The organism is Aromatoleum toluclasticum ATCC 700605 (assembly GCF_000378245.1).
GTDB lineage: Bacteria > Pseudomonadota > Gammaproteobacteria > Burkholderiales > Rhodocyclaceae > Aromatoleum > Aromatoleum toluclasticum.
Map to the genome: position 1 here is coordinate 63,858 of NZ_KB899491.1, position 26,475 is coordinate 90,332.

Annotated in this window: 20 protein-coding genes; 14 read left to right on the plus strand and 6 right to left on the minus strand. The window is 67.1% G+C overall.

Annotated features, from left to right (window positions below; translation table 11 throughout):
* Positions 1–8 precede the first annotated feature (8 nt).
* The 7 genes from accC to ypfJ all read left to right on the plus strand — a co-directional run bounded on the left by accC (position 9) and on the right by ypfJ (position 7,850).
* Positions 9–2,000: an acetyl-CoA carboxylase biotin carboxylase subunit gene (gene accC / locus F464_RS0100310; protein ID WP_018987766.1), complete on the plus strand. Its 1,992-nt coding sequence runs from the start codon at positions 9–11 to the stop codon at positions 1,998–2,000.
* Between the two features lie 272 nt (positions 2,001–2,272).
* Entirely contained in the window at positions 2,273–3,028 is a 756-nt protein-coding gene (locus tag F464_RS0100315) for a hypothetical protein (RefSeq protein ID WP_018987767.1), read from the plus strand.
* 43 nt (positions 3,029–3,071) lie between these two features.
* The gene (locus F464_RS0100320; protein ID WP_026295623.1) at positions 3,072–3,920 is read left to right on the plus strand and encodes an isoaspartyl peptidase/L-asparaginase family protein; all 849 of its coding nucleotides are present in this window, start codon (positions 3,072–3,074) and stop codon (positions 3,918–3,920) included.
* Between the two features lie 115 nt (positions 3,921–4,035).
* Entirely contained in the window at positions 4,036–4,842 is an 807-nt protein-coding gene (locus tag F464_RS0100325) for a M48 family metallopeptidase (protein ID WP_018987769.1), read from the plus strand.
* A gap of 402 nt (positions 4,843–5,244) precedes the next feature.
* Positions 5,245–5,652, plus strand: coding sequence for a group II truncated hemoglobin (locus F464_RS0100330; RefSeq protein WP_018987770.1), 408 nt, complete (start codon positions 5,245–5,247; stop codon positions 5,650–5,652).
* A gap of 59 nt (positions 5,653–5,711) precedes the next feature.
* The gene (locus F464_RS0100335) at positions 5,712–6,872 is read left to right on the plus strand and encodes a S1C family serine protease (protein WP_040394171.1); all 1,161 of its coding nucleotides are present in this window, start codon (positions 5,712–5,714) and stop codon (positions 6,870–6,872) included.
* Between the two features lie 108 nt (positions 6,873–6,980).
* A complete protein-coding gene (gene ypfJ / locus F464_RS0100340; protein WP_018987772.1) occupies positions 6,981–7,850 on the plus strand; it encodes a KPN_02809 family neutral zinc metallopeptidase in 870 nt (289 codons plus the stop codon).
* Positions 7,851–8,016: 166 nt separating this feature from the next.
* Here the strand turns inward: ypfJ and F464_RS0100345 are convergent, their stop codons facing one another.
* Complete coding sequence (locus F464_RS0100345; protein WP_018987773.1) at positions 8,017–8,493, minus strand: VOC family protein; 477 nt, start codon at positions 8,491–8,493, stop codon at positions 8,017–8,019.
* 180 nt (positions 8,494–8,673) lie between these two features.
* Between F464_RS0100345 and F464_RS0100350 the strand changes: the two genes are divergently transcribed.
* From F464_RS0100350 to F464_RS0100365, 4 genes are all read left to right on the plus strand, one after another.
* The gene (locus tag F464_RS0100350) at positions 8,674–9,036 is read left to right on the plus strand and encodes a hypothetical protein (RefSeq protein WP_018987774.1); all 363 of its coding nucleotides are present in this window, start codon (positions 8,674–8,676) and stop codon (positions 9,034–9,036) included.
* Positions 9,037–9,111: 75 nt separating this feature from the next.
* The gene (locus F464_RS0100355) at positions 9,112–10,512 is read left to right on the plus strand and encodes a hypothetical protein (protein ID WP_018987775.1); all 1,401 of its coding nucleotides are present in this window, start codon (positions 9,112–9,114) and stop codon (positions 10,510–10,512) included.
* Positions 10,513–10,540: 28 nt separating this feature from the next.
* On the plus strand, positions 10,541–11,458 hold the full coding sequence (locus tag F464_RS0100360; protein ID WP_018987776.1) for a metal ABC transporter substrate-binding protein: 918 nt from the start codon (positions 10,541–10,543) through the stop codon (positions 11,456–11,458).
* The gene (locus tag F464_RS0100365; RefSeq protein WP_018987777.1) at positions 11,455–12,234 is read left to right on the plus strand and encodes a metal ABC transporter permease; all 780 of its coding nucleotides are present in this window, start codon (positions 11,455–11,457) and stop codon (positions 12,232–12,234) included. The genes F464_RS0100360 and F464_RS0100365 overlap by 4 nt, the downstream gene beginning before the upstream one ends.
* 63 nt (positions 12,235–12,297) lie before the next feature.
* Here F464_RS0100365 and F464_RS0100370 read toward each other — a convergent pair whose 3' ends face one another.
* The 3 genes from F464_RS0100370 to F464_RS0100380 form a co-directional block, all read right to left on the minus strand.
* Complete coding sequence (locus tag F464_RS0100370) at positions 12,298–13,035, minus strand: response regulator transcription factor (protein ID WP_018987778.1); 738 nt, start codon at positions 13,033–13,035, stop codon at positions 12,298–12,300.
* Positions 13,032–15,161 (minus strand): PAS-domain containing protein, encoded by a 2,130-nt coding sequence (locus F464_RS0100375; RefSeq protein ID WP_051092222.1) that lies wholly within the window; start codon positions 15,159–15,161, stop codon positions 13,032–13,034. The genes F464_RS0100370 and F464_RS0100375 overlap by 4 nt, the downstream gene beginning before the upstream one ends.
* A 79-nt stretch (positions 15,162–15,240) precedes the next feature.
* Complete coding sequence (locus F464_RS0100380) at positions 15,241–16,335, minus strand: AraC family transcriptional regulator (protein WP_018987780.1); 1,095 nt, start codon at positions 16,333–16,335, stop codon at positions 15,241–15,243.
* Positions 16,336–16,485: 150 nt separating this feature from the next.
* Here F464_RS0100380 and icmF point away from each other — a divergent pair, with 150 nt between their 5' ends.
* Complete coding sequence (icmF, locus tag F464_RS0100385; RefSeq protein WP_018987781.1) at positions 16,486–19,764, plus strand: fused isobutyryl-CoA mutase/GTPase IcmF; 3,279 nt, start codon at positions 16,486–16,488, stop codon at positions 19,762–19,764.
* A gap of 207 nt (positions 19,765–19,971) precedes the next feature.
* Positions 19,972–21,315, plus strand: a complete 1,344-nt coding sequence (gene gdhA, locus F464_RS0100390) for an NADP-specific glutamate dehydrogenase (protein WP_018987782.1) — start codon at positions 19,972–19,974, stop codon at positions 21,313–21,315.
* A 207-nt stretch (positions 21,316–21,522) separates the two neighbouring features.
* On the opposite strand, the gene F464_RS0100395 is transcribed toward gdhA, so the two are convergent.
* Complete coding sequence (locus tag F464_RS0100395; RefSeq protein WP_018987783.1) at positions 21,523–23,403, minus strand: putative bifunctional diguanylate cyclase/phosphodiesterase; 1,881 nt, start codon at positions 23,401–23,403, stop codon at positions 21,523–21,525.
* A gap of 140 nt (positions 23,404–23,543) precedes the next feature.
* On the minus strand, positions 23,544–24,185 hold the full coding sequence (locus F464_RS0100400; protein WP_018987784.1) for a DedA family protein: 642 nt from the start codon (positions 24,183–24,185) through the stop codon (positions 23,544–23,546).
* 256 nt (positions 24,186–24,441) lie between these two features.
* Here F464_RS0100400 and F464_RS0100405 point away from each other — a divergent pair, with 256 nt between their 5' ends.
* Positions 24,442–26,466 carry a PAS domain S-box protein gene (locus F464_RS0100405; protein WP_018987785.1) on the plus strand — a complete coding sequence of 675 codons (2,025 nt, stop codon included), beginning with the start codon at positions 24,442–24,444 and terminating at the stop codon, positions 26,464–26,466.
* The last annotated feature ends 9 nt before the right edge of the window (positions 26,467–26,475 follow it).

Consider the following 26,475-nt stretch of genomic DNA (forward strand, 5'->3'; position numbering starts at 1 on the left):
TGAGGAATATGTTTAAGAAGATTCTCATTGCAAACCGCGGCGAAATCGCCTGCCGCGTGATCAAGACCGCCCGCAAGATGGGCATCGCCACCGTCGCCGTGCATTCCGAGGCCGACAAGGACGCGCTCTTCGTCGAGCTCGCGGACGAGGCCGTGTGCATCGGGCCGGCGCCGTCGAAAGAGTCCTACCTCGTCATGGACAAGATCATCGCCGCCTGCAAGCAGACCGGCGCCGAGGCGGTCCATCCGGGCTACGGCTTCCTGTCGGAGAACGCGGAGTTCTCGCGCCGCCTGGAAGAGGAAGGCATCAAGTTCATCGGGCCGAAGCACTACTCGGTCGCCAAGATGGGCGACAAGATCGAGTCGAAGAAGCTCGCGATCGAAGCCGGCGTGAATACCATCCCCGGCTACAACGACGCGATCGCCGGCCCGGCCGAGGCGGTCGAGATCGCCAAGAAGATCGGTTACCCGGTGATGATCAAGGCCTCCGCCGGTGGCGGCGGCAAGGGCCTGCGCGTCGCGTTCAACGACCAGGAGGCCTTCGAAGGCTTCTCGTCTTGCGTCAATGAAGCCAAGGCCTCGTTCGGCGACGATCGCGTGTTCATCGAGAAGTACGTGCTCGAGCCGCGCCACATCGAGATCCAGGTGCTGGGCGACTCGCACGGCAACTACGTGTATCTGAACGAGCGCGACTGCTCGATCCAGCGCCGTCACCAGAAGGTCATCGAGGAGGCGCCGAGCCCCTTCGTCGACGCCGACATGCGCAAGGCGATGGGCGAGCAGGCCGTGGCGCTGGCGCGCGCGGTGAACTACGAATCGGCCGGCACAGTCGAGTTCGTCGTCAGTGGCGCGACCAAGGAGTTCTACTTCCTGGAGATGAACACTCGTCTGCAGGTGGAGCACCCGGTCACCGAACTGATCACCGGCCTCGACCTCGTGGAGCAGATGATCCGCGTCGCCAACGGCGAGAAGCTGCCGATCTCGCAGGCCGACGTGAAGATCAATGGCTGGTCGATGGAATGCCGCATCAACGCGGAAGACCCGTTCCGCGGCTTCCTGCCCTCCACCGGTCGCCTCGTGAAATTCGAGGCGCCGGCGGAAGTGCCGGGCCAGGTGCGCGTCGATACCGGCGTGTATGAGGGCGGCGAGATCTCGATGTTCTACGACTCGATGATCGCGAAGCTGATCGTGCATGGCGCGAACCGCGAGCAGGCCATCGAGCGCATGCGCGACGCGCTGAACGCCTTCGTGATCCGCGGCATCAGCTCGAACATCCCGTTCCAGGCTGCGCTGCTGCAGCATCCGCGCTTCTGCTCGGGCAACTTCAACACCGGCTTCATCGCCGAGGAATACCCGCAGGGCTTCGACGCGTCGATGGTGCCGCACGACGATCCCGCGCTGCTCGCGGCGGTCGCGACCTTCGCGCGCCTGCGCTATATCGACCGTGCCGTGCAGATCGACGGCCAGCTCGCCGGCCACGGCCGCAAGGTGGGCAGCGACTGGGTGGTCGTGATGGGCGGCAAGCAGTATCCGATGTCCGTGCTGCACTCGGCCAACGGCCTCGACATCACGCACGGCGACAAGACCTACCGCATCGTCTCCGACTGGAAGTTCGGCGACCTGCTGTTCCAGGGCTCCGTGAATGGCGCGCCGATCTGCCTGCAGATCGAGCGTCGCGGCCTGCGCTACCGCATCTCGCACTTCGGCCTGCAGGTCGAGCCGATCGTGATGACCGAGCGCGCCGCCGAGCTGCTGACGATGATGCCGGAGAAGCTGCCGCCGGACATGTCGAAGTTCCTGCTGTCGCCGATGCCGGGCCTGCTGCGCGACATCTGCGTCGTCGAAGGCCAGGAAGTGAAGGCGGGCGAGAAGCTTGCGATCATCGAGGCGATGAAGATGGAGAACGTGCTGAAGGCCGAGCAGGACGGCAAGGTCAGCAAGCTCGTCGCGAAGCCGGGTGCGAGCCTCTCCGTCGACGAAGTGATCATCGAGTTCGAGTGATCGGGACGACCGCCGCCGCATCCGCGGCGGCGCCATGAGCAGTATCCGGAAAGCCTGCGCAAGCAGGCTTTTCTGTCTGGGTCGGCAGAACCGCAGCTCCACGCAGACAGCTGTTCACCGGCCGGCCCGCACGATCGGGGGCGTCCCCGCGGGCGGCAAGATCCGGTACATATGCACGGCGTGCCGTCCGGCTCCCTGTCGTTTGCCCTCCGGCCGTGCTAAAGACATAAAGGGTGAGTGTCGATTGCATCGTCCGGATCGAGGGGAAAATCATGACGCAATGCGTTCGGAAGATTTCGGCTGCTGTCGTGGGCGGCTTGGCCCTTGCCGTGACGGCAGGGTTCCCCGTGCCTGCCATGGCCGACGAGGGAGGTACCCGCAGCCAGGTCTGGGACATTGCGCGCGGCGGCCAGCTCTACGACAACTGGGCCAAGGTGCTCGGCAAGGAGCTGCCGAAGGAGACGCACCCGGCGTATCCCAGCACCGGCAAGCAGAAGGGCGACGCGACCTGGCGCTGCAAGGAATGTCACGGCTGGGATTACAAGGGCGCCGACGGTGCCTACGCGAAGGGTTCGCACCAGACCGGAATCAAGGGGCTGCGAGCCATGGTCGGCGCCGATCCGAAGGCGATCGTGAAGATCCTCACCGACAACACCCATCGCTACACCGAGGACATGATCGGTCGGGGTGAGATGGAAAAACTGGCGCTCTTCGTCAGCCTGGGGCAAATCGACATGGACCTGCATATCGATCGCGCCACGCGCAAGTCGCGCGGCGAAGCCGGTCGCGGGGCGCCGTATTACCAGACGATCTGCGCGGTATGTCACGGCTTCGACGGCAAGACCCTGAATTTTCGAACGCCCGAGGACCCGGAGTACGTCGGCACGATCGCCCGCGAAAACCCGTGGGAGTTCATGCACAAGGCGCGTTTCGGCCAACCGGGAATCCCGATGATCTCGCTGATCACGCAGCCCGATGCGATGATCGCCGATCTGCTGGCCCTGTCGCAGACCTTGCCTGAGAAGTAGGCCGGGGAAATTGGCGGCGCCGAAATCGGGGCGGGCCACGTCGATGAACCAAACAACACGCCTCGTTCTGCACGGCGGTGCGGGCGCCGCCGCTTCGGACGACGGGCGCTCCAGTGCGCACCTGTCCGGTCTCGGGGGGCGATGCCAGGCAATGCTCGAAAGTGGCGTCGCTGCGCTCGACGTCGTCGAGTATGCGGTCGCGGAGATGGAGGCTTCCGGGTTGTACGTCGCGGGTCGCGGCAGCCGGCCCAATCGCGACGGCGACTTCGAGATGGATGCGTCCATCATGGACGGCGCCACGCGGCGGGCCGGCGCGGTGGCCGGCGCGCGCAGCGTGTTCTCGCCGGTCGGAGTCGCGCGCCGGGTCATGCAGGACACCCTGCACGTCCTTCTTGCCGGTGCGGGCGCCGACCGCTTCGCGCACGATCTCGGGCTGCGGACGATAGGGAGCCCGGCCGAGTACTTCGTGGCGCTGCCGGCCGCCGACGAGGGCGGATCGCCGCACGGCACGGTCGGTGCCGTCGCCCTGGACCGGAGCGGTGCGCTGGCGGCCGCAACCTCGACCGGGGGGGCAATGGGCAAGCTCGCCGGCCGCATCGGCGACAGCGCACTGATCGGGGCGGGAACCTGGGCCGACGATGCCGTGGCGGTGAGCTGCACCGGTGTCGGCGAATATTTCATCCGCGTCGCCGCTGCCCACGAGGTTGCCGCTCGCGTGCGGCTTGCGCACGTGCCGCTCGGGCAGGCGGTCGATGAGGTCCTTGCCATGATCGCCGCCGACGGCGGCGCCGGCGGGATCATCGCCGTGTCCGCACGCGGCGAGGCCGTTGCACGCTGGAACACGCCCGCCATGAAGCACTACATCGCGGAGATGGCGAACGGTTGCATGTGATTGCTGCATTAATGACAGGAGGCGCGTTGAGCGGCTACCGGTTCTTCGTGCGCCCCCGGTTGACATTCTTTGTGTATGCTGCGGGAATGTATTGGCGCATGGTTTGCCCGTCCGGATGATGAACGTCGCTGCCCTTGGTCGAAAGTGTGCGCTGGCGTTGTTGCTGGCATTGGCGGGCGGCTGTGCCGTGCAGCCGCCGGCAGGCCAGCCGCCTGCAGAGAACCCGCCCCCGCGGAGCAAGGGGCCGCGACACGATGGTCACGCGACGGCGTGGCCGCTGGCGGAGCTCGGCGTCGCCGAGGGGCGGCGGGTCGGCGTGCCGGTGCAGGGCGGCGTGCGCTGGTTCGACGCGCAGGCCTTGCGCGCAGCGTGGGCGGCGGCGCAACGCGTGGCGACGGCGACGACGGGTGCGCGTCCGCAATACCTGCTGGTCGAGGACCCCGGCGCCAACGCCTTCGCGATACGCTCCGGCCGGGACGGCGTGATCGGGATCCATACGGGGATGGTCGACTTGCTCGGCGCGGACGAGGCCGCGTGGGCGGCGTTGATCGGGCACGAACTGGCGCACCTGAACTTGCACCACTCGGAGCAGCGGCTGTCGCGCCGCAACGATACCGGCGGCATGGTGGCCATCGCGAGCGTGCTTCTGACCGTGGTGGGCTTTCCGCTGACGCCGATCTTCGCCGAATTCGCAACCAACATGGCCGAGAACGGGTATAGCCGCGACGACGAGCGCGCCGCGGACGAGGCTGGTATCGCGTACATGCGGCGCGCGGGCTACGACCCCGCGGGGGCAGTGCGATTTTTCGAGAAGCTCTCCACCAGCGGACAGCCTGAGCGTTTCGCCTTCCTCGGCACGCATCCCGACGGCGCCGAACGCATCGCGGCGGCACGCGCACTGGCGGAGCGCGAGCCCGACTGAAATCATCCGCAACGAGTCCGTGCCCCAAGGCCGGCCCGATGCCGCGCTATGATTGCGCCACATTCCTTGATTTGCGGAGGTTACATGAAGCGGTTTCTTGCCCTGATTGGGCTGGCATCACTCCTCGGCGCATGTGCCGTGTATACGCCGGCTGGTTCGGTGGTGGTCGACCCGGGCGGCCCCGGGGGGCCGGGGGGCGGTTTCTGTCCGCCGGGACAGGCGAAGAAGGGAAACTGCTAATCCTGGTCGGACACCCTCGACCGGAGGACTCCGGACTTGATCCGGCGTCCTCCGACCTGCACGTTCACGTGCAGGTCCTTGCCGCTGCCGCGTAAAGTGAGGGACGTGCGCGGGCAGCGCGTGCCGTTTGCCAATCCCGAGTCGTCCCTTGAGGTTTTCTCGATGCACCCGCATTCACCGAAAGTCGTTGTCAACGCAAATCCGCATTACGAGAAGCTCGGCGGTGAGCCCGGCGTACGCCGCCTGGTTGAGCGCTTCTACGAACTCATGGGTGAACTGCCCGAGGCGGTGGCGATCCGGGCGATGCACCCCCAGGATCTCGGGCATTCGAAGGACAAGCTTTTCATGTTCCTGTCGGGCTGGCTGGGCGGACCGCCCCTGTATGCGGAACGCCACGGCCCGCCGCGGCTGGGCCGTGCGCATGCCCGGTTCGGCGTCGATGGCGCCGCGCGCGACGCGTGGATGCTGTGCATGACGCGCGCGCTCGAGGAGCAGGTCGCCGACGCGGAACTGCGTGCGCAACTCGTCGCCGCTTTTGCGAAGGTGGCCGAGTCGATCGCCCGCCACTGAAGGGCGAGGGCGGCGGTGCTCGCGGCCGGCTCCCGTGCATTCTCCTACCTCGTGCAATCATGAGACCCGATTACCGATACCCCCATTCCGCGCCCGTGCGCGACCGTTTCCTGCGGCGCCTGCTACTCGTGACCCTCGCCGTGGCCGCGCTGATGATGTTGTGGCGGCTGCAGCCGGTCATCGAGGACTGGTTCAGCCCGAAGCAGGCGGCGGAGCGCACGGTCACGCCGCGCGGCGACCTGGCCGCGGACGAGAAGTCGACGATCGAATTGTTCGAGCACACGCGCGATTCGGTCGTCTTCATCAGCACGGCCCAGCTGGTGCGCGATGCGTGGACGCGCAACGTGACGCAGGTGCCGCGCGGCACGGGCTCCGGCTTCATCTGGGACGAGGCCGGCCACGTCGTGACGAATTTCCACGTGATCCGGGGCGCCTCGCAGGCGACCGTCAAGCTTGCCGACGGACGCGACTACCAGGCGGCGCTGGTCGGGGTGAGTCCGGCGCACGATATCGCGGTGCTGCGGATAGGCGTGGGCTTCAAGCGGCCGCCGCCGGTGCCGATCGGCACGAGCGGCGACCTCAAGGTGGGGCAGAAGGTGTTCGCGATCGGCAACCCTTTCGGTCTCGACTGGACGCTCACGACCGGCATCGTCTCGGCGCTGGATCGATCCTTGCCCGGCGAGGATGGCCAAACCACGATCGAGCATCTGATCCAGACCGATGCGGCGATCAATCCGGGCAATTCGGGCGGTCCGCTGCTGGATTCGAACGGCCGGCTGATCGGCATCAACACCGCGATCTACAGCCCGTCGGGGGCGTCGGCGGGCATCGGCTTCGCCGTACCCGTCGATACCGTGATGCGCGTCGTGCCGCAACTCATCAAGCACGGCCTGTATGTCCGCCCGGTGCTGGGCATTCAGATCGACGAGGACGTGAACGCGCGCCTGCTGGAAGAACTTGAGGTCGAGGGCGTCGTGGTGCTGCGTGTGATGCCCGGTTCGGCTGCGGACAAGGCCGGCCTGCGAGGGATCCGGCAGGAGCGCGACGGCCGTTTCTATCCGGGCGACATCATCGTGTCGCTGGACGGGCAGGCGGTCGACTCGGTCGCGAAGCTCACGGCCCGCCTCGACGACCATCGCGTGGGCGACACCGTTAAGCTCGGCGTGTTGCGCGAGGGCAAGGAGCTCAGCCTGTCGGTGACGCTGCAGCCGGGCAACTGAGGCGCGGGCGCCCGGCCGCTCACCCCTCGTTACGCGCCGCAAGCGGAGGGCGGGGCACGCTGGTCCATAATATGATTTTTACGGGTCATTGAAGGACGGGGAAGGCGCATGCTGTTTCGCAACGGCCGCGAGAGCGACAACATCGAGGATCGACGCGACGATGGGGGCGGCGGGGGCTTCGGCGGTGGCCGCAGCATCGGCGTCGGCACCGTCGTGCTGGCGCTGGTGGCGATGTACTTCGGCATCGACCCGCGTGTGGTGCTGGACACCGCGAGCGTCACGCAGCCGCGGCCGGCCGAGGCGGTGCGTCGTTCGGCCCCGCGTTCGCCCGCGGAGGACGAACTCGCGCGCTTCGCATCGATGGTGCTGGCGGATACCGAGGACACCTGGGGGACGATCTTCAAGGCCTCCGGCGGGCGCTACAAGGATCCGCACATGGTGCTGTACACCGGCGCGACGCGCAGCGCCTGCGGCGTCGGGCAGGCGGCGATGGGCCCCTTCTACTGTCCCGCGGACCAGAAGGTCTATCTCGACCTGTCCTTCTTCAACGAGCTGAAGAACCGTTTCCGCGCACCCGGCGACTTTGCCCAAGCCTATGTGATCGCGCACGAGGTCGGCCACCACGTGCAGAACCTGCTCGGGATCTCGGAAAAGGTGCAGCAGGCGCGCGAGCGTGTGTCGGAGCGCCAGGGCAACCAGTTGTCGGTGCGCCTGGAGCTGCAGGCCGACTGCCTGGCGGGCGTGTGGGCCCACCACGCCGACCGCAGCCGTCAGGTGCTGGAAGCCGGCGACGTCGAGGAGGCGCTCGGCGCCGCGACCGCGATCGGCGACGACCGCCTGCAGCAGCAGTCGCAGGGGCGCGTGATGCCCGACAGCTTCACGCACGGCAGTTCCGCACAGCGCGTGCGCTGGTTCCGCATCGGGCTGGAGAAGGGCGCGCTGAAGTCCTGCGATACCTTCAATACTGCGAAGCTTTAGTCAGGATTTCGCCGGAGACGGCCATTAGGGAACGGCCCTGTGGGAGCGGCTTCAGCCGCGAATGGGCCGCGCCACTGCGACACCGCCGATTCGCGGCTGAAGCCGCTCCCACCACGAAATCGGCGGCTACGGCAATCAGCGTCGCGAGCCGCCGGTGGATGTCGACTCAGCCCGCCAGCTTCGCGAAGGCCTCGACGACCTCCGTCGGGGCCTGCACCAACTCGACCAGCACGCCTTCGCCGCCGATCGGGAACTCGTCGTTGCCCTTCGGGTGCAGGAAAGTGATGTCGTAGCCCGCGGCGCCTCGGCGGATGCCGCCCGGGGCGAAGCGCACGCCGTTCGCGGAGAGCCATTCCACCGCCTTCGGCAGATCGTCCACCCACAGGCCAACGTGGTTGAGCGGCGTCGCATGCACGGCCGGCTTCTTTTCCGGGTCCAGCGGTTGCATCAGGTCCACTTCGACCTTGAACGGGCCCTTGCCCATCGCGCAGATGTCCTCGTCGACGTTCTCGCGCTCGCTCACGAAGTTGCCGGTCACTTCCAGTCCGAGCATGTCGACCCACAGGGTCTTGAGCTTGTCCTTGCTCGGGCCGCCGATGGCGATCTGCTGGATACCGAGGATCTTGAACGGGCGCTGCGTCATGGAAATATCTCCGTGGGGAGTTTGGATTAAGAATTCATAATTATGGCTATTTCACGCCTGAGCGTCGAGAGGGCTGTGGTGTCCCCGGCGATGCGAATGGCCGGTACAATCGGGCCGGCGACGCACCCGCGTCCATTCCCTTGCACGTCTCTGGCAACACGATCAGGCTGAGATAGATCGGTGTTCTCCACCGAACACACCCCTCGTTCCCGAACCGCCGCGCCGCGCCATCTGGCGTGGCTGCTTTGGCTCGCGCTGCTGCTGCCCATCGGGCAGCTGGCAGCGATGTGCCATGCGGTAACGCATGTGTCGGAGGAAACGAGTCGTCAGGCCGGGCGCGAGAAGGGCCTGCCCGACAAGGCCTGCGATCTGTGCCTGATTGCGGCCGCCCTCGGCGGGGGCGGCCTGCGTGGAGTGCCACCGCCTCCGCCGGACCTGACGGCGCGCCACGAAGTGCCGCAGGCCGCGCTCGACGGCACATGGCTGCCGTTGCACGCGCGGGCCTACCTCAGCCGCGCGCCTCCCTTCCTCGTTCCGCACTGATTGTTGCCTCTTGCGCCCGCCCGCAATCGATTGCGAGCGGGTGCTTCTCGACGTCCTTGCCGGAGCAGGAAACTCATGCACAAGCTTTTGCCGGCGAGCCTCGCGCTCGCCCTGGCCACGCCTTATTGCGCGCTGGCCGAATCCCCGTCCGATCTCGCCACGCTGCGTCAGGAGATCAACTCCATGCGTGCCGCCTACGAGGCACGCCTTGAGGCGCTGGAAACGCGCTTGAAGGCCGCGGAAGCCGCCGCGGCAAACTCCGCCACCGTTCCGGGGGCCACTGCGGCACCGGCCGCTGCCGTGGTCGCGAGCGCGCCACCTCCGCCGGCCCCGTTGACGTCGGGTGGCGGCGCCAACGCCTTCAATCCGGCCATATCGTTGATTCTCTCGGGTCTGTATACGAGTACGTCGCGAGACCCCGAGCACTTCGCGATCTCCGGCTTCCAGCTGCCAACCGACGCGGAAGTAGGGCCGGGAACGCGCGGCCTGAGCCTGGCCGAAACCGAACTCGGGATCTCGGCCAACATCGACCCCTGGTGGCGCGGCAGTACTGCGATCGCCCTTCATCCGGACAACGAAGTCTCGGTCGAGGAGGCCTATGTCCAGACGACCTCGCTCGGCCACGGAGCGTCGCTGAAGGCAGGCCGCTTCTTTTCCGGCATCGGCTATCTGAACCAGCAGCACGCGCACAGCTGGGATTTCGTCGACAACCCGCTCGCTTACCAGGCAATGCTCGGCACCCAGTTCGGCGACGACGGCGTGCAGTTGACATGGCTCGCGCCGATCGACCAGTACCTCGAACTGGGTGCCGAAGTCGGCCGGGGACGCAGCTTCCCCGGTACGGATACTTCGCGCAACGGCGCGGGCATGGTCGCGCTGACGGCGCATACCGGCGGCGACATCGGCGCGAGTCACAGCTGGCGCGCCGGACTGTCCGTGCTGCACGCGAGGGCCAAGGACCAGGAGCTCGACGCGATGGATACCGCCGGAAACAGCGTGACCAACGCCTTCAGCGGCAAGACGCGCGTGTGGGTGGCCGACGCCGTGTGGAAATGGGCGCCGAACGGCAATGCGACGCGCACCAGCTTCAAGCTGCAGGGGGAATACCTGCGCAGCACGCGCGACGGCGACCTCGTCTACGACGTCGATAACGTCGCCAGTGCGGCCGACTACCGCGCGGTGCAGTCGGGCTGGTACCTGCAGGGGATCTACCAGTTCATGCCGGGCTGGCGGGTCGGCCTGCGCACTGAGCAGCTCGATCCCGGTTCGTCCCGCTTCGGTGCGAACGCGGCGGCGCTGGACCTTGGCAATTACCGGCCGCGCAAGAACACGCTGATGTTCGACTACAACCCGAGCGAGTTCTCGCGCGTGCGCTTGCAGTTCGCGCGTGACCGCTCGCGTGAGGGCGTCACCGACAACCAGTTCTTCATCCAGTACCAGATGAGCCTGGGCGCGCACGGCGCGCATGGCTACTGACATGTCCTTAGTCGACGAGGAATACACCATGATGATCCGAAATGCCCTCATCGCCCTGCTTGCGGCGCCCCTCGCGCTGCTGGCGGGCCCCGCCGACGCGGCGTTGCGCGTCTTCGCCTGCGAGCCCGAGTGGGGTGCGCTCGCGCAGGAACTCGGCGGCAACCTGGTCGAGGTGTCGGTTGCCACCGGCGCACTGCAGGACCCGCACCAGATCCAGGCCAAGCCGAGCCTGATTGCGCGTGCCCGCAACGCCGATCTCGTCGTGTGCACGGGCGCCGAGCTGGAGATCGGCTGGCTGCCGATACTGCTGCAGCAGTCCGGAAACGCGAAGGTGCAGCCCGGCCAGCCGGGCAACTTCGCCGCGGCCGACTACGTGCGCAAGCTCGACGTGCCGGGCCAGCTCGATCGCTCGCAGGGCGACGTGCATGCCGCCGGCAATCCGCACATCCAGACCGATCCGCGCAACATCGCCCAGGTCGCGACCGCGCTCGGCACGCGCCTGCAGCAGGTCGATCCGGCGCACGCGGGCGAGTACGCCCGGCGGCAGGCCGATTTCGCACAGCGCTGGCAGCAGGCGATCGCGCGCTGGAGCGCGCAGGCCGCGCCGCTGAAGGGCGCGCCGGTGGTGTCGCAGCACAAGGCCTTCACCTATCTCTACGACTGGCTCGGCCTGAAGGAAGTCGCCGTGCTCGAGCCCAAGCCCGGCGTGGAGCCTACCGCATCGCATCTGCAAGGGGTGTTGTCCGCGCTGAAGGGCACGCCGGTACGCATGGTGATCCATGCCGCATACCAGGATTCGCGCGCGTCGGAATGGCTCAATACCAATGCGGGGGTCCCCGCGGTGAAGCTACCCTTCACCGTCGGCGGCAGCGAGGGTGCGAAGGACCTCTTCGGTCTGTTCGACGATACCGTGGCCCGTCTGCTCGCCGCCGGGGGCAAGCAATGAACTGGAGCGCGTTCGACTGGGGCATCCTCGGACCCGCGCTCGCCGCAGGACTGCTGGTGCTCGCGACGCACGTGCCGCTGGGCACGCAGGTGCTTGACCGCGGCATCGTGTTCATCGATCTCGCGATTGCGCAGATTGCCGGACTCGGCGTGATTGCCGCCGACGCGCTGGGCATGCCCGAGGGGGGCGTCGCGGTGCAGTTCGCGGCCGTCGGTGCGGCGCTCCTCGGCGCGCTGCTGCTCACCTGGACCGAACGGCGGGCGCCGCGTCAGCAGGAGGCGCTGATCGGCGTGATGTTCATCCTCGCGGCCTGCGCAGGCATCCTGCTCCTCGCGGGCAACCCGCACGGCGGCGAACACCTGAAGGATCTCCTGGTCGGGCAGATCCTGTGGGTCAGCACGACGCAGCTGCTGTGGCTGGCGGCCGTGTCGGCGTTGCTGCTCGCGGCGATGTGGCTGGGGCTGGTCCGCCGGCTCGGCCGTTTCGGTTTCTACGCCGCGTTCGCGCTCGCGGTGACGGCGTCCGTGCAGCTCGTCGGCGTGTATCTCGTGTTTTCGAGCCTCATCATCCCGGCGCTCGGCACGCGCGCGCACTATGGGGCGCGGCGCTATGGCGTCGCCTATGCCCTCGGCGCGACCGGCTATGCAGTCGGGCTGGCGCTGTCGGCAGTGTTCGATCTGCCTTCGGGCGCGGTGATCGTGTGGACGCTGGCGGCCTGCGCGCTGGTGGGGGCGGCTGCGGCACGGCCGGCCGCGGTGCCGGCCGAGGTCCGCTGAACGGCGCCGGAGGAGGGCTGCCCGTGCGCGATGGCGGGCGCCCTTCACGTCACCCCGGTGCGCCTACTCCCAGCCGACCTGGGCCGCGAACAGGTAGCCCGCGCCATACACGGTCTTGATCAGCTTCGGGCTGTGCGGGTCGTCGCCGAGCTTGCGGCGCAGGCGCGAGATGCGCACGTCGATGCTGCGGTCGAAGGGATCGACGTCGCGCTCGCCGAGGAGTTGTTCGCGGCTGAGGATCTTGTTCGGACGACGTACCAGAGTCAGGAGCAGGGCGGCTTCGGCCGATGACAGGCTGGTTTCGCTGCCGTCCGTGTGTACGAGCGAATGGCGCCCCGTGTCGAACTGCCAGTTGCCGAAGCGGGCGACGGTGCGCTCCGGCGGCGCCGCGTCGCCGGGCGCATCGGGCGCGGCGGCGCGCGTGTAGCGGCGCAGGATGGAGCGCACGCGGGCGACCAGTTCGCGCGGTTCGAAAGGCTTGACGATGTAGTCGTCGGCGCCGAGTTCGAGGCCCAGCACGCGGTCCGTGAGGTCGTTGCGGCCGGTGAGGATCAGCACTGCGCAGGGGCTGCCGTCCTGCAGTTCGCGCACGACCTGCATGCCGTCCATGTCGGGCAGGCCGAGGTCGACGATCACGAGGTCGGGCGAGGTCTGGTGCGCCCGCGCGAGCAGCTCGCGCCCGGTGCGCAGGTGTTCGCTGCGGAAGCCGTAGCCGGACAGCGCGCTGCAGATGATGCGTGCGATGTCCGGTTCGTCCTCCAGCACGAGGATCAGCGGCGAGGAAGTCTCTTGTCCGGTCATGTGCGGGGCGTCTCTCCCTCTGCGGAACCTGTCCTGTTGTAGTCGGGCAGCGCATCGAGCGCGGCCGCGAGCGCAGCCTGGTCGAAGGGTTTGCGCAGCACGGGCACGTCGAGTTCGGCGGTGCCGGCGAGCGCGTTGTCGCTCGCGTAGCCGGTAATCATGAGGATGGGCATGTCGGGACGCAAGGCGCGCGTGCGCGTCACCAGTTCGCGCCCGCCGATGCCGCCGGGCATGATGGTGTCGGTGACGAGGAGCGCGATGTCGGGAACTGCTTCGAGCAGCAGCCAGGCTTCGACGCCGTCGGCGGCCTCGATCACGGTGTGGCCGAGCGCGGTGAGCTGCAGGCGGATGATGCGCCGCACCTCGGGCTCGTCCTCGACCAGCAGGACCGGCCCGGCCACGCTGCGCACGGGATTCAGGGCGAGCGTCGCGGCACGCTCGTCCGCGACCGCGGGCCCTTCGGCGCGCGGCAGCACGAAAGTGACCGTGGTGCCCTGGTCGGGCGTGCTGCGGATGCGGATGTTGCCGCCCGACTGGCGCACGAAGCCGTACACCATCGCAAGCCCCAGTCCGCTGCCGCGCCCGAAGGGCTTGGTCGTGAAGAAGGGCTCGAACAGGCGCGGCATGAGTTCCGGGTCGATGCCGCTGCCGGTGTCGGCGACGTCGATCTGCACGTAGTCGCCGGCCTGCAGCTCGGTGAGCGCGGCGACGCCCTCGTCGATGTGGCGTTCGCTGATCGCGATCCTCAGGTCGCCGCCGTCGGGCATCGCGTCGCGCGCGTTGAGGGCGAGGTTGAGCAGCGCGTTCTCCAGCTGGTGGGCGTCGACGAAGGCGTGCAGCGGCGCGCCGGGCAGGCTCGTATGCAGGCGCACGTTCTCGGTCAGCGAGCGCGCGAGCAGTTGCGCCATGTCCTGCACCAGTGCGCCGACTTCGACCGCGCGCGGCTCCAGCGCCTGGCCGCGCGAAAAGGTGAGCAGGCGCTTGATGAGTTCCGCGCCGCGGCGGGCCGCATGCAGCGCGGGGTCGAGGTGTTCGGTGAGCGTGCCGGGGGGCGCCTGCGCCTGCAGCGCGGCGAGGTTGCCGATGATGATCGTGAGCAGGTTGTTGAAGTCGTGCGCGAGGCCGCCGGTGAGCTGCCCCACGGCCTCCATCTTCTGCGCCTGGATCAGCGCGGCCTGGCTCGCCTTCTGTTCGGTGATGTCGGTCGACAGGACGAAGTAGCCCCTCACTTCACCCCTTCCTTCACCCCTCTCGTCGCCCTGTGCGGACATCTCCGGCACGATCACGCTGCGCGCGTGCACGGTGCGGCCGTTGGCGAGCTTGCGCGCATATTCGTAGCTCACGCGCTCGCCGCGGTCCACGACCGCGAGGCGCTGCCGGACGACCGGATAGAGTTCGGGGCCGAACACGCTCAGGATCGTGCGCCCGACGATCTCGTCCTTGCTCAGCCCGAACCACTCCGCATAGCCGCGGTTGGCGAACTGGTACACCTCGTCGCGGCCGACGTAGGCGATTAGCGCGGGGATCGAGTCGATGATGGTCTTGAGCTTTTCCTCGCTGTGGCGCAGCGCGTCGGCGATCTGGTCGATCTCGGCATTGGCGTGCGCGAGCCGCGCGTTGGCGTTCTCGAGCTCCTGCGTGCGCGCCTTGACGCGGCCTTCGAGCTCGAGATTCTGCTGGTGGATCACCGCCTCGGCGCGGCGCTGCTCGGTGACATCGGTCCACAACGAGACGAAGCCGAGGTTGGGGATGGGCACGCCGCGAACCGCGAGGATCTTGCCGTTCGGGCGTTCGCGCTCCAGATAGTGCGGCAGGAAGGCGCGCGCCGCCGCCATGCGCTCGGACACCAGCTTTTCAAGCTCGCCGTCGCCGTACTCCCCGCGCTCCGCATTGAAGCGCACGAACTCCTCGAAGGGGGTGCCGACCCGCACCAGCTTCTCCGGGAAATCCAGCAGGCGGAGCAGGGCCTTGTTCCAGGTCACGAGCTTGGGTGTCGCGTCGAACACCGCGATCGCCTGGTCGAGGAGATCCAGTCCGGCGAGCAGCAGGTCGTAGCGGCGCAGCTCCTGCGAGGACATGCGGGAGGGGGGCTTGCCGGGGTCGGGCAGGGGGGTGTTGCGTAGCATTATCGGATCGGCTTCGGAGGAGGCTGCGCCATTCTAGAGCAGGACCCGGTCGTGGCGCGGACTCTCGACCCCACACGCGCTAGGCGCTGCGGCGGCCGGCCGGCTGATGGTGCAATTGCTGGCGGAAGCGTTCGGGCGACTGCCCGGTCCATGCGACGCACGCACGGTAGAACGCGGACGGGTCCGCATAGCCCAGCTCGGCGGCGATCGTCGCGATCGGCAGTTGCGTCTTCGTCAGCCGCGACAACGCGATGTCGCGCCGCAGCGCGTCCTTGATCGAGCGGAAGCTCGCGCCCTCGTCCTCCAGGCGGCGGTGCAGCGTGCGCGGCGACAGGTGCAGGCGCGCGGCGACGTCCTCGAGCGCGAGGTTCAGGGGGAGCGCGTCGCGCAGCAGGTCGCGCACGCGCAGCACCATGTCGCGGTCACGCCGGTAGAGCATCGTGATCTTGCCCGGTGCGCCGTCGAGGAAGGCCTTGAGCGCCGCCTCGTCACGGCGCACCGGCAGGTCGAGCAGGTTGTCGCGCAGGCGAGCGACCAGCGTGCCGGCGTCGAAGAAGGAAAGTTCGGTGTAGACCAGCGCGTAATCATCGGCATGCGCCGGGCGCGGATAGGGGAAATGCACCGAATCCAGCGCCAGCCCGCGCCCGGCCAGCCAGCACGCCACCGCGTGGATCAGGCGCAGCAGCCATTCGAAGGCGAACACGCGCGCCGGGTCGCCGCGCCAGTCCGCGAGGCGCCGTGTCTCCGAGATGCGCAGTTCGGCGCGTTCGTCCTCCGGATCCTCGGCGCGGCGCACGCTCACCGCGAGGTCGGGCAGCACGATGCGCAGGAAGCGCGACGCGCGGTCGAGCGCCTCGCCCAGCGTCGCCGCGCCCAGCATGCCGCGGCACAGGAACTCGAAGCTGCCGCAGCGCATCGGCTGCGCGAACAGCGCGAAGCCCTCGTCGTCGAGCGCGCGCGTGATGTCGTTGTAGAGCCGTGCGTAACGGTCGATCGGCACCCGCGTGGCGGAGTCTGCAAGCTCGATGCCGGCGGCGGCGAGAAAGGGCGCCGGATCGCGTCCGCGGCGCTGCAGCCCGGCGAGCATCCCGGTCACGAAACCCATGGCCACCGTGGCGCGCTTCGGGCGAAGCGGCGCCGCATCGGTGCCGGAGGGCGGCAGGGGGATGGGCATGCGGAAGCTTCCTGACGGGCGAAGAGAGATTGGCAGATTTTGCACGATTGTCGTCGGTACGCACAATGGCAAAGGTGCCGTCCGCCTTCTAACATTAAGCCCACAAACATGAGCGAGCGCCGCCCGGGCGCCAACCAGAGGGAAGAAGGCATGACCAATCTCAGCGAAGCCAAGAAGCTCGTCGCCTACAAGCCGCAGCACAAGGTGCGTTTCGTCACCGCAGCGGCGCTCTTCGACGGCCACGATGCGTCGATCAACATCATGCGGCGGATTCTGCAATCGACCGGCTCCGAGGTCATCCACCTGGGCCACAACCGCTCGGTCGGCGAGATCGTCAACGCGGCGCTGCAGGAAGACGTGCAGGGCATCGCGATCACCAGCTACCAGGGCGGTCACGTCGAGTTCTTCAAGTACATGATCGACCTGCTGAAGGCCAACGGCGGCGAGAACATCAAGGTCTTCGGCGGCGGCGGCGGCGTGATCGTGCCGTCCGAAATCAAGGAGCTGCACGAGTACGGCGTCACGCGCATCTACTCGCCCGAAGACGGCGCGATGATGGGCCTGCAGGGCATGATCAACGACCTCGTGGCGAACTCCGACTTCGACCTGACCTCCGCCGCTCCAGCGTCGGCCGAGGCAGTCGTCAAGGCGCTCACCGGCAGCGATCGCAAGGCGTCGCTGCGCAGCCTGTCGCGCATCATCACCGCGCTGGAAAACGGCGCCTATGGTGATGACGTCAAGAAGGCGCTCGTCGAAGCCGCCGCCAAGATCAAGACCCCGACGCTGGGCATCACCGGCACCGGCGGCGCGGGCAAGAGCTCGCTCACCGACGAGCTGGTGCGCCGCTTCCGTCTCGACCAGAACGACAAGCTGCGCGTGGGCATCGTGTCGATCGATCCGTCGCGCAAGCGCACCGGCGGCGCGCTGCTGGGCGACCGCATCCGCATGAACGCGATCGAGCACGAGAACATCTACATGCGCTCGCTGGCGACGCGCGACACCGGCTCCGAGATCTCCGCCGCGCTGCCCGAAGTCATCGCCGCCGCCAAGCTCGCCGGCTTCGACCTCGTCATCGTCGAGACCTCGGGAATCGGCCAGGGCAACGCCGCGATCGTGCCCTACGTCGACCTGTCGTTGTACGTGATGACCCCCGAATTCGGCGCCGCGAGCCAGCTGGAGAAGATCGACATGCTCGACTTCGCCGACTTTGTCGCGATCAACAAGTTCGACCGCAAGGGCGCCGAGGACGCGCTGCGCGACGTGCGCAAGCAGTACCAGAGGAACCGCGAACTGTTCTCCACGCCGACCGACGACATGCCGGTGTTCGGCACGATGGCTGCCCGCTTCAACGACGACGGCATCACCGCGCTGTACCAGGCGATGTTCCCGCGCCTGGTCGAGAAGGGCCTCAAGGCCAAGCCTGGAGCCCTCCCGAAAGTCACGATCAAGGCGTCGAGCCGCGGCCGCGCGATCGTTCCGGCCGAGCGCGTGCGCTATCTCGCCGAGATCGCCGACAGCGTGCGTGATTACCACAAGCACGTGCAGCAGCAGGCCCGCGTCGCGCGCGAGCGCCAGTCGTTGAAGATCGCCAAGGGGCTGTTCGAACAGTGCGGCAAGGAAGCGGGCTCGTTCGCCGAGATGATCGACTGGAAGGACGGCGAGCTGACCTCCGCGGCGAAGAAGCTGCTCGACATGTGGCCGCAGACCAAGGAGCTGTACGCCGCCGACGAGTACGTCGTGAAGATCCGCGACAAGGAGATCCGCACCAAGCTGACCTCCGATTCGCTCTCGGGCACCCGCATCCGCAAGGTCTCGCTGCCCAGCTTCGACGATGATGGCGAGTCGCTGAAGTTCCTGATGAAGGAAAACGTCCCCGGCTCCTTCCCCTACACCGCCGGCGTGTTCGCGTTCAAGCGCGAAGGCGAGGATCCGACGCGCATGTTCGCCGGCGAGGGCGACGCCTTCCGTACCAACCGCCGCTTCAAGCGCGTGTCCGAAGGCATGCCTGCCCATCGCCTGTCGACCGCCTTCGACTCGGTGACCCTGTACGGCTGCGACCCCGATCCGCGTCCGGACATCTACGGCAAGATCGGCAACTCCGGCGTGTCGATCGCGACGCTCGACGACATGAAGGTGCTGTACGACGGCTTCGACCTGTGCGCCCCGACGACGTCCGTGTCGATGACGATCAACGGCCCCGCGCCGATCATCCTCGCGTGCTTCTTCAATACCGCGATGGACCAGCAGGTGACGAAGTTCCGCGCCGACAACGGCCGCGAGCCGACCGAGACCGAGTTCCAGAAGATCAAGGAATGGACGCTGTCCTCGGTGCGCGGCACGGTGCAGGCCGACATCCTGAAGGAAGACCAGGGTCAGAACACCTGCATCTTCTCGACGGAGTTCGCGCTGAAGATGATGGGCGACATCCAGGAATACTTCGTCCATCACAAGGTGCAGAACTTCTACTCGGTGTCGATCTCCGGCTACCACATCGCCGAAGCCGGCGCGAACCCGATCTCGCAGCTCGCCTTCACGCTGTCGAACGGCTTCACCTACGTCGAGTCGTATCTGGCGCGCGGCATGCACATCGACGACTTTGCGCCCAACCTGTCCTTCTTCTTCTCCAACGGCATGGACCCCGAGTACTCGGTGATCGGCCGCGTCGCCCGCCGCATCTGGGCCGTGGCGATGAAGAACAAGTACGGCGCGAACGAGCGCAGCCAGAAGCTGAAGTACCACGTGCAGACCTCCGGCCGCTCGCTGCACGCGCAGGAGATGGACTTCAACGACATCCGCACGACCTTGCAGGCGCTGATCGCGATCTACGACAACTGCAACTCGCTGCACACCAACGCGTACGACGAGGCGATCACCACGCCGACCGAGGAATCGGTGCGCCGCGCGATGGCGATCCAGCTGATCATCAACCGCGAATGGGGCCTCGCGAAGAACGAGAACCCGAACCAGGGCGCCTTCATCATCGACGAGCTGACCGACCTCGTCGAGGAAGCCGTGCTCAAGGAGTTCGAGGCCATCGCCTCCCGCGGCGGCGTGCTCGGCGCGATGGAAACCGGCTACCAGCGCGGCAAGATCCAGGAGGAGTCGCTCTACTACGAGCACAAGAAGCACGACGGCTCCTACCCCATCATCGGCGTGAACACCTTCCTCAACCCCAAGGGTCAGGCACAGCAGGAAATCGAGCTTGCCCGTTCGACCGAGGAAGAAAAGCAGGGCCAGCTCACCCGCCTCGCCGACTTCCACGCCCGCAACAAGGCCGAGGCGCCGAAGTGGCAGGCCAGGCTGCGCCAGACCGTGATCGAGAACGGCAACGTGTTCGAGGTGCTGGTCGATGCGGTGCGCTACTGCTCGCTCGGCCAGATCACGAGTGCGCTGTACGAGGTGGGCGGGCAGTATCGCCGCAGCATGTAAGCGAACTTCGTCCGCAAATCGATCGAAAACGGCGCTTCGGCGCCGTTTTCTTTGGCGCTCACGCCAGCCGGGCGTCGATTAACGCACCGAAATGGGGCGATTATTAAGAGAAATTAATGAAAGGCGTTGATCGAATGCCTGAAATTGGTGCATAAAGGCGGGCGGAATCATTTTCTGTGTATTTAATGCACCATTTTGGGGAATTCGATGAAATGCCAGTCGCTCGAAAACTTCCTGGAACACGTTGCTGCGCGCAACCCGGGCCAGCCCGAATTCCTGCAGGCCGTCACCGAGGTGATCGAAAGCCTGTGGCCCTTCATTTCCAGTCATCCGAAGTATGCGGAGCAGGGCCTGCTCGACCGTCTCGTCGAGCCCGAGCGCGTGATCATGTTCCGCGTCTCCTGGGTCGATGACCACGGCGACGTGCAGGTCAACCGCGGCTACCGCATCCAGCACAGCTCGGCGATCGGTCCCTACAAGGGCGGGCTCCGCTTCCACCCCTCGGTGAACCTCTCCATCCTCAAGTTCCTCGCCTTCGAGCAGACTTTCAAGAATGCGCTGACCACGCTGCCCATGGGTGGCGGCAAGGGCGGCTCGGACTTCGACCCCAAGGGCAAGAGCCCGGCGGAGGTGATGCGCTTCTGCCAGGCCTTCGTCGGCGAGCTGTTCCGCCATGTCGGTTCCGACACCGACGTGCCCGCGGGTGACATCGGCGTCGGCGGTCGTGAAGTCGGCTTCATGGCCGGCATGATGAAGAAGCTCTCGAACCGCGCCGACTGCGTATTCACGGGCAAGGGCATGGCCTTCGGCGGCTCGCTCATTCGCCCCGAGGCGACCGGTTACGGCACCGTCTACTTCGCCGAGGAGATGCTCAAGCGCCGCGACATGTCCTTCGACGGCCTGCGCGTGAGCGTGTCAGGCTCGGGCAACGTCGCGCAGTACGCGGTCGAGAAGGCCATGGCGCTCGGTGCGAAGGTCGTCACGGTGTCCGATTCGAGCGGCACGGTCGTCGACGAGGACGGCTTCACGACCGAGAAGCTCGCCGAGCTGATGGAAGTGAAGAACCACCTGTACGGCCGCGTCAGCGACTACGCGCAGCGTGTGAAGGCCAACTTCCAGCCGGGAGTGTCGCCGTGGAACGTGCCGGTCGACGTCGCGCTGCCGTGTGCGACGCAGAACGAACTGGACGGGGCCGACGCGCGCTTGCTCGTGAAGAACGGCGTCAAATGCGTGGCCGAAGGCGCCAACATGCCCTCCACCGCGGAGGCGGTGCGCGTGTTCGAGGAAGGTGGCGTGCTGTACGCGCCGGGCAAGGCCAGCAACGCCGGCGGCGTCGCGACGTCGGGCCTCGAGATGAGCCAGAACGCGATGCGTCTGTCGTGGCCGCGCGAGGAGGTCGACGCGCGCCTGTACGGCATCATGCACAGCATCCATGACGCCTGCGTGCAGCACGGCGGCCGTCCGGACGGCACGATCAGCTACGTGGACGGGGCCAACATCGCCGGCTTCGTGAAGGTCGCCGACGCGATGCTGGCGCAAGGCGTGATCTGATCCTTTCGGAGCGGGGCCCGGGCATCAGTCCGGGCGCCAGCCGGAGGATCCCTTCCCCTTCGGGGGCGAGGTCGGGAATTCGCGGAGCACTGCTCTGCGCCGTCCGGGCGACGGACCAAAGGGGAGGCTCCCGGGACAGGATGGGGATGGGTTCCACGCCCGCAAGCATTCCCCCGTCCGGCTCCCCGGCGCGACAGCCCCGGTGCCTCAGTGGGCAGTGGCGCCGCTCAGGGGGCGATGACTCCACGGCGACTGCGCCTCCCACTCGTCGAACTGCGCGGTGGGGAAGGGACGGCCGACGAAATGACCCTGCGCCGTGTCGCAGCCCAGCGCCTGCAGCCGGTCCCACAGCGCCTCGCTCTCGACCCCCTCGGCGACGACGCCGAGCCCGAGGTTGTGTCCCAGCTCCACCGTCGAATGCACGATCACGGCCGAGCCCTCGTTGGTGAGCATGCTGGTGACAAAGGAATGGTCGATCTTGAGTGAATCGACCGGCAGCTTCTGCAGGTAACTCAGGCTGGAATAGCCGATGCCGAAGTCGTCGATAAAGAGTTCGACGCCAAGCTCCTTGAGCCGGTCCAGCGTTTCCAGCGCGCCCGCCGGATCCTCCATCAGCGCGCTCTCCGTGAGCTCGAACTGCACCAGCTCGGGTGGCAGCGCCCAGGTCGCGAACAGGCCGCTGATGCGGTCGATCAGGCGCGGATCGCGCAGATCCTGCGCCGACAGGTTCACCGACAACGGCCGCCTGATCCCCCTTTCGTACCACGCGTAGGACTGGCGGAAGGCCGCTTCCAGCACCCAGCGCGTCAGCGGCATGATCAGGCCGGCGTGTTCGGCGAGCGCGATGAATTCGCCGGTCGCGATCATGCCGTGCTGCGGGTGCTGCCAGCGCACCAGCGCCTCGGCGCCGCAGATCTCGCCGCTACCGATGGAGACCTTCGGCTGGCAATACAGCAGCAGCTCGTTCTGGTCGATCGCGCTGCGCAGCTCGCTCATCAGCTCCAGCCGGCGCGTGCTCTCGCGGTCTTCCGTGCCCTTGTAGAGGGTGTATTTGCACGCCGTCCTGCGCGCCTGCACCGCGGCGATCTTCGCCCGCCGCAGCAGCGCCTCGGGCGTGTTGCCGTGGCCGGGGAACAGCGAGATGCCGATATGGGCATGCGGATCCATCGCCATGCCGGCGAAGATCACCGGGTCGCACACCTCGCGCATTGCATGGTGCGCGACACGCATCGCGGCTTCCGCGCTCGAGCGCGGCATGATGATCGCGAACTCGTCTTCGCCGACGCGCGCGACCGACTTGTTCGGGCCGGCAATCTGCCGCAGGCGGGTGCCCATCTCGACGATCAGGTGGTCGCCCTCCTGGTAGCCGAGCGTGTCGCTGATCTCCTGGAAGCGCCCTATCTTCACCAGCAGCACCGCCATCGACTGGTTTTCCAGTTGTGCCTGCGTGATCTCCACCGTGAGCGCTTCGCTGACCGAGCTGCGGTTGGGCAAATCGGTCAGCGCGTCGAAGAATGCCATGTGGCGTATCGTTTCCTCCGACTGGCGGTGGCGCTCGCGCATGCGCAGCGTCGCGATGCCGAAGGCGAGGTCGTCCGCCATTTCGGCCAGGAGTCCGGTCTCGCAATCATCGAAAGCATCAGGCTCGGCGGCGAAGATCGTCAGGTTGCCGATCGTCTCGCCCTCGATGATCAGGGGAAAGGCTGCGATGGAGGCGTAACCGCGCCTGAGCGTCTCGGCGAGGGGGATGGGAAGCTGCGAGCTGGAGAGCTTGGTCGTGTCCTGCACCACGGCCGGCTTGCCGCTGCGGATCGCCTGCGACGTCGGGCCGCGCGAGTCTTCGGAGTCCCCTTCCGCCCAGGTGAAATGCGCGATCTCGAAGAAGCCTTCCTCGAAGCCCTTGTGGGCCATCGGCCGGATCGTCAACGCCTCGTCGTGCTCGGCAAAACCCACCCAGGCCATGCGGTAGCCGCCGAGATCGACGATCACCCGGCACATCTCCTGCAGCAGTGTCGCTTCGTCCTGCGCCCGCAACAGCGTTCGGTTGCCCGCGCTCAGCGTGCGCAGCGCGCGTTCGGCGTAGCTCATGACGCTCTCCCTTGCGCGTGCAACGCGACGGCGTCCTTTTGCCCGATTGCCGTGCCGGCAACGCGCGCTTGCGTCGGCGGCAATTCATCCTAGTGCCCGCAGCGCGGCGGCGCAACGCTGCGCCGCCACTTCCGTCACGCTCAGGACGCGGTCGAGCGCGCCTTCAGTGCGCCTATCACCACCGGCAGCAGCGACAACACGATGATGCCCACGATCACCAGCGTGAGGTTCTGCTTGATCCACGGCATGTTGCCGAACCAGTAGCCGGCGAACGTCAGCGACACCACCCACGCCACCGCGCCGACGACGTTGAACAGCGTGAAGCGCGCGTAGCTCATGCTGCCGATGCCCGCGACGAAAGGCGCGAAGGTGCGGAACAGGGGCAGGAAGCGCGAGATCACGAGCGTCTTGCCGCCGTGCTTCTCATAGAACATATGCGTCTTCATCAGCGCCGCCTTGTTGAAGAGGCGCGAGTTCTCCCAGTGGAAAACCTTGGGGCCGAAGTAGCGGCCGATCGAGTAGTTGACCGTGTTGCCGAGCACCGCGGCGGCCGTCAGCGTGAGGATCAGCAGGGAGATGTCCATGTTGCCCAGCGCCGCCAGCGCGCCGGCGATGAAAAGCAGCGAGTCGCCGGGCAGGAAGGGGGTCACGACGAACCCGGTCTCGCTGAAGATCACCGCGAACAGGATCGCGTAGATCCAGATGCCGTACGCGCTCACGAGCGCTTCGAGGTGCTTGTCGAGGTGAAGGACGATGTCGAGCAGCGGAGCAAGAAATTCCATGGAGGTGCGCGCAGGGGGAAAGGCCGGAATTCTACCCGACACGCGGGCCGGCGACCGGAATGCCGGGTGCGGACGCCGTGAAGCAATCGCGCAATGCTGCATTGTCGCGGCCGATTGTTGCCGGAAACGCCACGATGAATTGTTTGTTTCAAACTTGCCGAGCGACGCCCCGCCTTCTATAGTCCGCCCGCACCGGCGGGTCGTGACCGATGATCGGGTCGGAAGGGCGCGCCGGCCTTATCTCGGGAATTTCCGGATGTCAGGCCTGTTACGCAAGTTCTGGATCGAGCCGCCCGTGCGCGCGGTGATGCTGCTGACCGCGCTGATGCTCGCCGTGCTTGCCGGCGGCACCGCATTCCTGCTCTACGACATGCGCCAGCGCGAAATCGAATACGCGCGCAGCGAGATCTCGACCCTGAGCAGCATCCTCGCGGAGCAGACCGGGCGCACGCTCGACGGCGTCGCGATGGCGCTGCGTGGCGCCCAGGAAAGGCTCTCCGACGGAATCGGCCTGCAACTCGAACTCGACAGCTTCCCCGTCCAGGCGCTCCTCAAGGCCCGCGCCGAAGGATTGCCGCAGTACTCGTCGATGTTCGTGGTCAATGCCAGCGGCGTCGTCATGAACTCGACCCTGCTCGGCACCCGTCCCGGCTTCAACGAAGCGGACCGCGACTACTTCGCGAGTCTCGTGCGCAAGGACGAAGGGCTCTTTGTCAGCCAGATGTACCGCCGCCGCTTCGACGGCGAGTGGACCTTCTACCTTAGCGCGCGGCTCGTCGATGGAGCGGGGAATTTCCGTGGCGTCGTCGCTTCGGCAGTCGTAGCGAACTATTTCGAATCCTTCTATCGCCGGCTGGATCTGCGCTTCGGCAAGCAGGTCCAGCTGATCAACGCGCGCGGCAACCTGGTCGCGAGTTTTCCCAGCGACATGGACAAGGTCGATCAACCGGTCAAGGGGCTCCCGCGGCTCACCGCGAAGGCCGCCGATCCGTCCGGCACAATCCTCGTCACCGAGACCCTGGACGGCGAGAACCGCTTCGTCGCCTACCATCCCGTGCCGCGCTATCCGTTCCTCATCGGCGTCGCCGTGGACCAGACTTCGGCGCTGGTGTCCTGGCCGATGACCGCGCGTCCCATCGTTGCGGGCGCGGGCATCGTCGCCGCCCTGCTGCTGGCGGCCTCCTGCGGTGTCGCGTGGAGCATGCGCCGGCGTGCGCTGATGGCGAGTGCGCTGCAGGACAGCGAAGAGCGCCTGCGCGAGATGGTCGAATCGGTGATGGATGCGATCGTCACGATCGACGAGGACCTGTCCGTGGTGCTGTTCAACCGCGCGGCCGAGCAGATGTTCGGCGTCCGTGCCGACGAGACGCTCGGCAAACCCTTCGATCGCCTGCTCGGGAGCGAGTCGCGCGGTGCCTACCACGCCATCGTCGGGCGGCGGCGCAATTCGGGCGAGCCGCGGCACGCGCGCCGCGGTCGTGCCGAACTGACCGCCCGCCATGCCGACGGCCGCGAATTCCCCGCCGACGCCACCTTTTCGTCCACCGAAACCCAGGGGCGGCGCTTCCTTACCGTGGTCCTGCGCGACCTGACCGAACGCAAGCGCATCGAGACCCATCTGCGCGAAACCAATCGCCAGCTTCAGGAAGTGTCCACGGCGCTGCAGCGGGTGCGCGAGGACGAACGGGCGGGCATCGCGCGCGAAATGCACGACGAACTCGGACAGCGGCTCACCGCGATCAAGCTCGAACTCTCGTGGCTGGGCGGCCGTTTGCCGGGCGAGCGTGGCGACCTGCAGGACAAGGTGGGCGTCATCAAGGAGCAGCTCAACCAGACCATCGCCTCGGTGCGGCGCATCACCTACGAGCTCCGGCCCCTGATTCTCGACGACCTCGGCCTGCGTGCCGCGATCTCATGGCTCACGGACGATTTCTCGAAACGGACCAACATCGAGCTGGTGCTCGATCAGGACGACGACGAACCCGAGCGGGGCAGCGCCGAGGCGACGACGCTGTTCCGCGTGTTGCAGGAATCCCTCACCAACGTCACGAAGTACGCGCAAGCGAGTACCGTATGGGTGGCGTGCCGGCGCGAGGACGACGACTGGCGCCTGACCGTGCGCGACGACGGCGTCGGCTTCGTGCTCGATGCGGCGAACCAGGCGGGTTTCGGCCTGCTCGGCATGCGCGAGCGCATCCGCCTGGTGCAAGGAACCTTCGCGATCCACTCCACGCCCGGCGACGGCACGACGATCGACGTCACCGTCCCGGTCCGGCAATGAGGTTGGCAT